The 10,907-nt window shown below is 44.1% G+C and carries 10 protein-coding genes; 1 reads left to right on the forward strand and 9 read right to left on the reverse strand.

What is annotated here, in order from left to right; all coding sequences use genetic code 11:
* Nucleotides 1-16 precede the first annotated feature (16 nt).
* A complete protein-coding gene (locus L3C95_RS06335) occupies nucleotides 17-571 on the reverse strand; it encodes an RNA polymerase sigma-70 factor (RefSeq protein WP_236385952.1) in 555 nt (184 codons plus the stop codon).
* Between the two features lie 112 nt (nucleotides 572-683).
* A complete protein-coding gene (locus L3C95_RS06340) occupies nucleotides 684-2,021 on the reverse strand; it encodes a Gfo/Idh/MocA family protein (protein ID WP_236385954.1) in 1,338 nt (445 codons plus the stop codon).
* Between the two features lie 197 nt (nucleotides 2,022-2,218).
* Here L3C95_RS06340 and L3C95_RS06345 point away from each other — a divergent pair, with 197 nt between their 5' ends.
* Nucleotides 2,219-2,986 (forward strand): CHAD domain-containing protein, encoded by a 768-nt coding sequence (locus tag L3C95_RS06345; protein WP_236385955.1) that lies wholly within the window; start codon nucleotides 2,219-2,221, stop codon nucleotides 2,984-2,986.
* Between the two features lie 8 nt (nucleotides 2,987-2,994).
* Here the strand turns inward: L3C95_RS06345 and L3C95_RS06350 are convergent, their stop codons facing one another.
* From L3C95_RS06350 to L3C95_RS06380, 7 genes are all read right to left on the reverse strand, one after another.
* The gene (locus tag L3C95_RS06350; RefSeq protein ID WP_236385956.1) at nucleotides 2,995-3,645 is read right to left on the reverse strand and encodes a response regulator transcription factor; all 651 of its coding nucleotides are present in this window, start codon (nucleotides 3,643-3,645) and stop codon (nucleotides 2,995-2,997) included.
* Nucleotides 3,646-3,856: 211 nt separating this feature from the next.
* Nucleotides 3,857-5,365, reverse strand: coding sequence for a hypothetical protein (locus tag L3C95_RS06355; RefSeq protein WP_236385957.1), 1,509 nt, complete (start codon nucleotides 5,363-5,365; stop codon nucleotides 3,857-3,859).
* Nucleotides 5,366-5,369: 4 nt separating this feature from the next.
* Nucleotides 5,370-6,620, reverse strand: a complete 1,251-nt coding sequence (locus tag L3C95_RS06360) for a hypothetical protein (protein WP_236385958.1) — start codon at nucleotides 6,618-6,620, stop codon at nucleotides 5,370-5,372.
* Between the two features lie 4 nt (nucleotides 6,621-6,624).
* Nucleotides 6,625-7,839: an MFS transporter gene (locus L3C95_RS06365; protein ID WP_236385959.1), complete on the reverse strand. Its 1,215-nt coding sequence runs from the start codon at nucleotides 7,837-7,839 to the stop codon at nucleotides 6,625-6,627.
* Nucleotides 7,836-8,390: an AAA family ATPase gene (locus tag L3C95_RS06370; protein WP_236385960.1), complete on the reverse strand. Its 555-nt coding sequence runs from the start codon at nucleotides 8,388-8,390 to the stop codon at nucleotides 7,836-7,838. Before L3C95_RS06370 ends, L3C95_RS06365 begins: the two co-directional genes overlap by 4 nt.
* Nucleotides 8,387-9,526 (reverse strand): MalY/PatB family protein, encoded by a 1,140-nt coding sequence (locus L3C95_RS06375; RefSeq protein ID WP_236385962.1) that lies wholly within the window; start codon nucleotides 9,524-9,526, stop codon nucleotides 8,387-8,389. The genes L3C95_RS06370 and L3C95_RS06375 overlap by 4 nt, the downstream gene beginning before the upstream one ends.
* Nucleotides 9,519-10,907, reverse strand: a complete 1,389-nt coding sequence (locus L3C95_RS06380; protein WP_236385963.1) for a Gfo/Idh/MocA family oxidoreductase — start codon at nucleotides 10,905-10,907, stop codon at nucleotides 9,519-9,521. The genes L3C95_RS06375 and L3C95_RS06380 overlap by 8 nt, the downstream gene beginning before the upstream one ends.

Here is a 10,907-nt window from a genome sequence, read left to right on the forward strand (position 1 = left end):
TTATTTCATGCCGGCTTTACAAAAGATGATTTATATGCAATAAAATCAAAATGGTGAGGAGGTAATCGGCCAGTTTTTCCCGCATCAGTTTTAGCGCCTTGCTCATCTGTGCTTCCACTGTTTTAACTGAGATATTCAGTTCTGCGGCTATTTCGGCATACTTTTTACCTTCTTCTCGGCTTTTGAGGAAGATGATCCTGCATTGTTCGGGTAAGGCGCCGGTGGCCTGTATGATGTGTTTTTCGAGCTCTCTGGCCAACGTTTGCTGTTCTGTGCCCCCCTGCATGATATTATCCTTGTCTCCGGTTTTGTAGGACATGTACCTGTCCCTTGCTCCGTCCTTCCGGATATTGTTCATGCAGAGGTTATAAACAGAACGATAGAGATATCCTTTTATATCTTCTTCAAAGACAACGGCTTCCCGTTTCTCCCACAGCCGGGCAAATACAGTTTGTACAATATCATTGGCCTCCTCGCTGTCCCTCAGTAATGTATAGGCATACCTGTGCAGCTTTTCATAGCAGGTATGAAAAAGATGCAGGAACAGCTCAGATTTATCTCGTTTCTCCAATACCGTTAATTACCCAATGCTTGTTGGCACAATGATATAATAGTACAACACGAAGGGCCGAACATACCCCTACGCGGACTGTAAAAAAGTTTTCAGTCTCTTCCTTCAGCCGTCATACCTTGGGACCCCATCCCTTTTCGTACTCTCTTTTCCACAATTTCATGGCATCGGCATCATTGAGGATGTGACCGTTGGTGGGATCAGTATGTAATACCCTGCCTGTACGCTGTGCAATATTGCCTAACAAAGGGAGTAATGTACTGCGGTAGGCGACATTTATTTCCGCGTTAAGTTTGGCGTTGCCGCGGATGCTTTCCAGGAAGTTGTTGATATGTATTGCGTCGTAATATTCCCCGGCAGGACTAACCGTGTTAACGGCGCTCTGATTGGTATTGGTAGACTGCTTCACTTCTTTGACGGTCTTTCCTTTTACATCTACTATCTTGTAGCTGTCGCCTCCGGAGTTGTACAGGGTGCCGTTGTCGCCGAAAATGGCAAAACCACGGTCGCTGCCTTCCAGGTTAAATGAGCTGCAGCTGCGTCCTTCCCAGGAGATGGCTTTGCCGCCTTGAAATTCAAAGTTGAGGGTTTGGGTATCTGGTGTTTCCCAGTCGTCTTTTGGATAGGCATAACGTCCGCCGGCAGAGGTTACTTTAGTGGGAAATTCCAGGTCCATGAACCAGCGCAGGCAATCCAGTTCATGGGTGCCATTATTACACGTTTCTGATGTACCCCAGTGCCAGCGCCAGTGCCAGTTATAGTGGACAATGTTGTCGAGGTGGTCGCGGCGCGGGGCCGGACCTTGCCATAAATCCCAGTTCAGGGTATCCGGCACGGCTATTTTTTTACCAATACCTATAGGCTGACGGTTATTCGTATACCAGCTTTTGCCATAATATATCTTACCCAGGACATGTTGCTCTTTTACCTCTTTTATAGCCTGTTGCATATTGGGCCAGGAACGGCGCTGGCTACCCATTTGGACCAGCCGGTTATATTTCTTTGCTGCCGCTATCAGTAGTTCGCCTTCCGCCGGATTGTGGGCGCAGGGTTTTTCCACATACACATGTTTACCCGCTGCGGTGGCCATTATAGCTGCAGGAGCATGCCAATGGTCCGGAGCAGCCACAAACAGCGCATCAAAATCTTTACGCTCCAGCAACTGACGAATGTCTTTAATCACAGTGGGTTTACGTTCCTGTGCGCCGGCAACGGCCTTCAGGCCTTTGGCAATTGCGCCGTCTTCCACGTCGCAGATATAGCCAATTTCAGCACCTGGCAGCTTCGCTGCACACTGGGCCAGCCAGTTTCCCCGGGAATTGACACCCATGACGCCTAATACCAGCTTATTGCTGGGAGCATTTTTCCCGAATACGGGAAAGTTAAGGATGGTTAAGCCTGCTCCTACACCAGCAAGACCGCCGGTTTTGATAAATTCTCTCCTTTTCATAACGATGTGACCTGTTTATAGTTTAATGTTTTTTGCAGATAGAAGTTTAGAATAGGCAGCCTAATGTAAAAAAATAAATATGGGCAGTGTAGAATATTTGATGAGTGAAAACATAGAGGGATTTGTGGAGGTCCGGGCAGTAGCGGCCGGAACATCAGTGGAGAATTAGTGGTAACTTTAACTGTAAAGTAGTGGGTATGCTTAGAAGGAAAAGGCAACGTAAATATCTCGTTAAACGGTGCCTGGAGCTGCGGGACCAGTTACATACTTTTGCCGCATCCGGAAGTCAGGAAGCATTGCACAAACTGCGGGTGGAGATAAAAAAACTAAAGGCTTTCTCCGAATTGACGAAATTATACAAAGGAGAAAAAGAGGCTACTATTAAAAAAAATATCAAGAAAATATTCCACCGTGCAGGTATCATCAGAGAAGCCGGTATTAATCTGCAAATGATAAGGCAGTTCGATATTTGTCAGCCGCTGTTCAGTATCAAAGCAACTAACATTATCCAACAAGAAAGCGCGAAGTTCCGTTTGCATGAAACCCGTTATGATCATGATATCAGGAATACAGTCATATCTCTATTGCAATCGTTACACCCGGTTCATAGTCGCGATATCAAACAATGGTTCAGCGGACAATTGAAGAAAATCGCAATTGTTGTAACCGCCGCATCCAGCGATCAGCTTCATGAGGCGCGTAAGAAAATAAAAAATCTCATATATGTGCATGGTATCCTTCACAAACCATTAGCAGCTGAATTGAAGTTAAAAATTGACTATCTCGATCAGATGCAGGATGCCATAGGTAAATGGCATGACGCGGCCGTAGCTGTTGACCTGTTGGAAGCGCACGGTTCAGGTAAAGCAAAGGCCAGCAAGCTCCGGAGGGAACAGGACAAAGCCCGTGAGGCTATTCATGCAATTGGAGATGGGTTTTGGGAGAAGGTTGTTAAGCAGGATTGATGAGCTGATTAATTTACAATGATCTTATTTTTTATTGCATACTTCAAAATCCCAACAGTAGACCTTACCCCCAACTTATCTTTCAAATCCTGCCTTGTCTTTTCTACTGTCCGGATGCTTACAAACAACTGAGCAGCTATATCCTTATTGCTCTTTTCATCCCATAATAACTGAAGGATCTTTTTCTCTCTGTCGTTCAGTGTGGCTTCTTTTTTTGTTTTATTACGACTATTCTCATACTGCGTATTCTCATACAACACGTCTGTAAATAATCTATTTCTGTACACTCTGTTTTCTTTTACGGCATCTATCGCCTGCAGCAGGTCTTCAGGGTCTCCTGATTTGGAAATGAAGCCATATATTCCCAGCTCCAGCAGGTCGCACATAAGGTGGATGTCTTTGTCCGTTCCGAGCAGTAGTATTTTTATGCGGGGATATTCCTGGCGGATCAATAAAATAGTGTCTGTAAGTGTGGGCATTAATATATCGACCAGCAACGCATCTATCTGCGTATGTTTTAGTTGCTGCAACAGGTCATATTCATTGGACGACTGAATAGCAACGGTGATATTTTTTCTTTCTGAGAGATAACTTTTTAATGTTTTGATAAATAGCGTGTAGTTATCTAAAATGGCTAATTTAATGTGTGTCGCTGGCATAAAATAAGAACTAAGGATGAGTATTATTTAAATTACAGGCGCTGAATTTGTGGCATTTTAGCTTGAGGGCTGTGCTGTTTTTGGATTAACGGGCAACACAATTATTACAGGGCTTTATGGGTTAAGGTAATGTATTTTAAGTACATGTAATATAGTCTGAAATTATTTTTCAGACAAGATCAGGCGCCCAATTTAATGGTAATTTAATTATCTAGTAATTGCCGGCATTTAGTGAACTTTCAGTAAGCAGGTAATGTTTTTCTACTTTGTCCAATACGATATAAAGAGAGTCTCTGTTGCGGGTAATACCTGTCATAATAATCCTGGATCCGTCGTTAGTGGTATAGTGTAAGGTCATGTCTTCTTCCCGCTCTGCGTTGGCGTATTCCAGCAGGATATGTTTCTGCCTGCGCCATGACTGCGCTCGTTTGTCTATACCACTTATTTCTTTCCAGATAACATCCGGAATGACAGTGATCGTATCGTGTACAATATGTTTGCGGCCGCCTGCAAGGTGGAAGGAATTGCTGGTAATCCCCGCTTTTTTATTTAATGGATTTTTATTGTGCAGATGAAGTATATGGTGAACTGTATCTGCTTCGTAATAAAAATATGTTCTTCTGCCGGCCATGCCCGTTAACTCGAACGTACGGTTAATATCTCTCATCGGCAGCGCAACACCGTTGGACAGATCAAGATGCTGCTGACGATTGGTGCTAAAAGTGAAAGTAGACCATTTCTCAAATGTAACATGTTGCCATCTTATCGTATCGAGAGGATCGTAAGCGATTTCTTTATTATTGATACTAAAAAATGTTACGTGGTAATTTCCTCTCAGTACGGGCACTCCTTTGAGAGAAGGCTGTTTATAGGGATCATATAAAAAGTTCATTAGCTGCAGATACCCGGTGACACCTACAAACAGGCAGAGCAGTCCCGATTTCAACCCTATTCTCAGATATTGCTGCCACTTTTCAGAAAAGGAGGGATAATAGTGGTAAGGAATCACGTACCGTTCTTTTATAAAGAAAGTATAGAAGTAGGGAAGGTCATAAGCTAACAGGTAAGCCGCCAGAATAACAAAGTAAGAGGAATAGATATGTACATTGCCATCATAGGAAAAGTTGACATATACAATATCTGCCATGGCTGCAAACAATAAAATAGCTCCATAAACGGTTGTTTTCCTGAACAGTAGTAAAATGCCGGTCACTATTTCAAAGACGCCGGCAAATGATTGATACCAGGGTACAATACCTACAGATACCCAGTATAGTTTCTGCGCGGAATATTGTCCGAAATCTGTGTTTAACATCGACAGAGAAGGAAAAGGCATCTGAACAGGGAAGATCTTTAAGAAACCAAATCCAATAATACCTATCGCCGCTCTGTAACGGATCAGCACTTGTAACCAGTAGTTGAGTGTATAATATGATGGCCGTTTTCTGTCAAGATAAGAGAATATCAATCCACCTATTGTGGAAATGGCGAGTATCAGCAGCCAGTCTGTATATCCCATCAGATTCCAGCTACTGTTGCTGAACCTGATAATGACGGGCATAAAACGTGTGATGTCATAGATGTCCCTGTAGTGAAGCGCATTCCAGTGAATGGCAAACAGCCGGTCATACCATTCCTTGCTGAACGGAATACACATGATCAGGTAAAATATAAAACATATCCGGAATGCTACTTTGGCGGGGTTGGTCCAGGGCTGCATGTTATTATAATTTAGCAGGGTTGTTTTTGCCAGTACCTGCTTCTTCCAGCAGGTATCTTTTATCTATTTTTTTTAAAACGATCAACAAAGAATCTCGTTGCTGATTGAATCCTGAGAGTACGATCCTGTTGCTGTCTGGCTGGTGATAGTGAAATACATACATGTTGTTTGTCTGTCGCATTACCAGCGTATGCTGTACGGTATCTGTTTCCAGGGAGTAATAGCTTCTTCCATTGTTACCCGACTGCTCATAAGACGAGGGCTTTTCCAGTACATCGGGCACTGCATACACTGGTGCTGCGGACGAGTCCTTTTTGGGAGAACGGATGCTGGCAGTTGCCCATTTTTCGAATACTACATTTTCCCATCTCACCGTATCTGTTAGAGAATAAGGTAGCTCTCGCCCGTTAATGCGAAAAGTGCTCACGTCGTAAAGGCCTGTCAGCCCTGCCGGTGTTACCGTATGAGGATATTGGTAGGTGCCTTCCCTGTAACTGGAATAACTGGTGTAACCCAATACAAGGAAGAACAGCAGGAAAATGCTCCTTGGCGCCCACTCCCATTTAAAGGGAGGTATTGTGCGTCGCAAGGCAACCGGGCGCTGAAGCGCAAACAGCGTATGGAACTCGCGGAGGTCATATACCAGGAGGAATGAAGCAATGGCCAACAGATAAGCGCTATACACCACATCGGCACCCTCATAAGCCCAGTTGCTCAGCAGCACATTACCGAGAAATATAAGGGCTATGATCACCGCAGGCAGTGTCAGTTTTCTGAAAAGCAGCAGTAGGGCAATAGTTAATTGTACGATACCAAGGAAACAGGAATACCCCGGTGCAACGCCTAGTGTCATGGAAAAGATCTTCCACCGTGTAAATTCACCGTAATTGGTGTTCATATGACTGATAGAAGGATAAGGACTGTGGATGTGGAAAAAGTAAACAAATCCATACCCGATAAAAGCAAGTGCCAACCGGTATCGGAGTATTACTCTCAGCCAGTAGTACAGCATATCCATATCATACCGCCCGGAGGCCGTAACTGTCCAGATAATGGTGCCGGCAACCGATATCAGTACTATATATTGTAGCGTGTCCAGGGATGGGGGATGATAGGTTGCCAGCATCAGCATATCCGTAAATTGCATACCGAATGAATACTGCTGATGAGTGGAAGGGGACAGGCTTAATATAAAGAAGATAAAACAGAACCTGAATAATACCTGTTGAGCAGGCGTCCATTTATTCGCTGTCATTTTGTTACGATTTATTGGCGAGGTATCCATAAAGGGATGACAACAGGGCAACAATGCCGGGGATGACCAATGCTGTGGCAGCACCTCCGGTCTTTTCAAGAAACCCTATCAGGAAAGCTCCCAGCGGATTGATACCTGTAAGGATATAAGTATACAATGCAATTGTATTGACCTGGTATTCTTCTTCCGAACGAAGTTGAATGTAGGCGCTGGTCACGGTTGTATAGGTCGTATAGAAATAGCCGGTAAGGACCAGCAGACTGCCGGTCAGCCAGATATCGCCTGCCAGCGCAAGTAGCATGAACATTATACCTAATCCGGCTGATGAGACCATCATGAAATTAAAGCTCACCTTTGATAGATAAGCGGAGATAATAGCGCCTGCAAATGCACCCAGTCCGAACAAGGCATTGATGTAACCGAACTCTTTGGCATTAGTCTGTACCAATATGCCTGAGATGATGGGAAGGATAACAGAAAAATTGATACAGAGCAAGGACACGAGGAAAAGTACAGCAAATGGCACTGATAGCTGCCGGTTGCTGAAAACATAACCCAATGCGGCACTGATACGACTCAATAGCGACTGTTTTGATTTATTGTTTGCATAAGGATACAGCTCCTGTTCCTGCATGATAAAAAGACTATGTATAACAAATGCGAAAGACACTGCGTTGAACAGGAAACAATACGCTGCGCCCATGCCCGCCAGTAGCAATCCTCCTATGGCAGGGCCAAGCACTTTCGCGAGATTGAAAACCGAAGTATTCAGGGCAATGGCATTGGGTACCTGCGACCGCTCCACACACTGCCGGATCAGTAACTGGCGTACGGGGTTGTTGATGACAACAATAAATCCCCTTAACAGGGCCAAAAGGTACAGATGGAACAATTCGATCTTCCCTGTAAAGCAGAGCAACGACAGCACAATGGCAGATAGCATGGATAATGACTGACATATGATCATCGTTATCCGTGGATTTAACTTTTCCAGCAGTGGTGCACTGATCAGTCCCAGCAAGGCATATGGTGTAAACAGGCAGGCAGTGAGCAGGGCAATAGCTTGTGCAGAATGCGTTTTTTCAAGGATCAGCCATGACTGGGCAATATCCTGTATACTCGTGCCTATCTGTGAAATACTGAGACTAAGAAAAAGTAGCCTGTAATTCCTGTGTCGGATCAGACTGGAAAATGTCTTTGTGAGATATGTCGTATTCATTTCAAAGACATCTCTTGCTTTATAGCAGATAATTTCTCCATCACCTTTACTGCACGTTCCTGAATGGACAGGTCTCCTTTTAATTCCAGTACCGGATAGGGAGAGGCAGCCAGCCATTGCTGATGCGCCTGCAGGGTTCTCCCACGGGCGGTATTGTCGTCATAACCCGATGCCCAGGCAATAAACTCATTAAATTGTTTGTTCCTCTCTGCATCTGTGTAGATAATATCTCCATACTTTTCCAGTTCCCGCGCTTTCAGCCGCTCAATCCTGATATCCTGCGGCAGCCACAGGAAAACGATCAGGTCAAATGCCGCATCCAGTTCCCATTTGATGACAGACCCCCCCAGTATCCAGCCGTTATGTTGACTGAACTCCTGTAATATCATATTGTTTCGTACTGCAGGATCTCTTCTTATTGTGAAAGGAGGATCACTTTTCTCCCAGTAAAATTCATCTGTATCAAAGTATGGTACATTGAGCGTTGCTGAAAGATACTCTCCTAGGCTGGTAACCCCTGAGCAGGATGCCCCTACAATATGGATCTTCATAAATGGTTTATTTGAGTGTGTAATATCTGCATCGCCTTTTTTATAATGTCCAGCGGACAGGCAATGTTTATTCGGAAAAAGCCTCTCCCATATTCACTGAATATTGTTCCTTTTGATACAATCAGTTCCTGGTCCAGTGTAGAAAAGAAATCATCTTCACTGATCTGTAACGCACGGTAATCAATCCACATCAGGTATGTGGCTTCCTGCCGAAACGTTCTCAATTGAGGAATATGCTCCTGTATAAATGTCCGGACGTAATGATAATTATGGGCAACATACTTATTTAATGAGATCATCCAGTCGCGGCAATGGGTGTAACCTGCCATTGTTGCGGTAAGGAAGGTAGTATTCACTTTATTGATGCCATAAAGATCAAAGACTTTTGATAGTTCCTGCTGCATCCTTTGATTAAATACAACGACATGTCCGCCTCTCAGTCCTGCAATATTAAAAGTTTTTGTGGAAGAATGAAGAATGATGGTATTCTGTAAATAAGGTGTTGGCAGCGTGGCAACTGAGGTAAATTGATATCCCGGTAATACGAGATCACAATGTATCTCATCTGCGATCAGCAGGATCTCATTTTCAAGACAGTATTCCGCAATGCGTAGCAGATCTTCATAACTCCATACTCTGCCTACAGGGTTATGTGGAGAGCACAACACGAAGATCTGCGGTCGTAAGGGTAGAAGTGAGTCCAGGTGTTCAAAATCCATCTGGTACTCACCGTGTTCATCAATTTTTAAAGGGTTGAATAAAATGGTCCGGTTCCTGGTAATCTCCATGAACCTATAATACGCCGGCGCCTGTATAATAATTTCAGCACCCTCGGAAGTGTATCGCTGTATGATGGCAGACAAGGCCGGTATAATACCGGAGACAGGATTAATGCTGATTCCTTCTGTATTGTAGTGATGAAAAGCGGTAAACCAGTTCAACACTGTTTCCAGGTATTGTTCATTGACTGCCGGATAACCGAGAAAACCTGTGGATATTTTTTGCCGTAGGGCGTCCAGTATAGGCCCCGGTGTTCTGAAATCCATATCGGCCAGCCACATCGATAAACTGTTTTCGGGTATTTTATCCCATTTGTGGGAATCCGTAAACCGCCTGTCGTATACTATGTCAAACATGTATTCGTTCGTTTGCGGCATTATCATATTTCATATTTGTTTGAAGCTGTCTGTAAACTTTGTCTATAAACGCAATTCCTTCCCTGTGCGATAACAGGGAAGAATGCGCATCACCGCCCTGCAGGAAATCCTGCAACTGCCATTGCCGGGCTGCTACGTTCATACCTTTGTTTAGTGGCAGTTCGGGATACAGCTCAGTAAGATCCTGTCTGTTGAGCTGTATATAACCTGTACGACCTGTAACACTTGTATTGTTGATGATCTCTATGGTGAAGTGCTCCGTTTTGTCTGCCGACTGTTGTTTAGACAGCGAATGACTATTGATGTGAACAGAACAGAGAGGACCAACATGTATGATCACAGATTCCTGCCTGAGGCGACCATTACTGATGTAGGTGTTCTCAGGCAGCTGATGCCAGCCTCTGTTGGAGGCGGATGTTTCCATCAACTTAAGACAATAATGAGAGATCCGTTTACCATTACTTTTGAAATCCCCCGTCAGTGTAACATCAGTTTCTCCGAAATCATGCAGCCGGCTGATATTTTCAGGTAGAAAGTATTCGCTGAACCGGTCGGTACGCAGGCATCTTTCATACACTGTCTGATCGATCATCCCAAGGTGGTCGGCTGGTGAGATCTCTAACGCATGCAGGGTAGACGCATGCATATCAGGATATAGTATTTTGTTGAGCGACATCAGGCTGAACAACAGGTCTATATAATGATAGCCCGAATGTAACATTACACCATACCCATATTTATACGGATGGTTTTCTCTGTAGAAAAGTTCATCCGGCATATTCCACATACCTCCTCCAAAATGGATGTCTATAAATGTGACAGGCACGCGATAGGTACTGATCAGATCTGAAAGAAACTGCCTGACGTAATTGTACCCGGTATGTGCACGCCGCTCGCAGGAAATAACAAAGTTCAGCTGATCATTCCGGATTTCTTCCGTTATATCATAGAAGTCCTGTAACAACGATTCGGATGATTGCCTGGATGAAAAGGCCGTGAGTGGCTTGTCTGTAAATACATGCAGGTTGTTCCTGACAGCCCATATAGCATATGCTTTATGAGCTTTGGGTTCTGTACAGATGATCACCGCATCTATTAATTTTTTGTTTATCCTGCCGCATAACAGGCTATCCAGTTGTTCAGGCGTAAGATCATTACGATGTTCGTCCGGAAGAAAAACATATTGTTCAGGAAGTAATGATTTACCTGAAAAGAAACGTAGGATGCGTTCTTCTTCCGCTTCAAGATCGATCACCATACTGATCTTTATTCCTGCTTGCTGCTGCAGTACAGAATAGTATCGTTCCCTGAAATGCAGGCCGCACCCTACTACTATAATATGCTGTATTTTTCTGCTCAC

Source organism: Chitinophaga filiformis (assembly GCF_021646545.1).
GTDB classification, from domain to species: Bacteria; Bacteroidota; Bacteroidia; order Chitinophagales; family Chitinophagaceae; genus Chitinophaga; species Chitinophaga filiformis_A.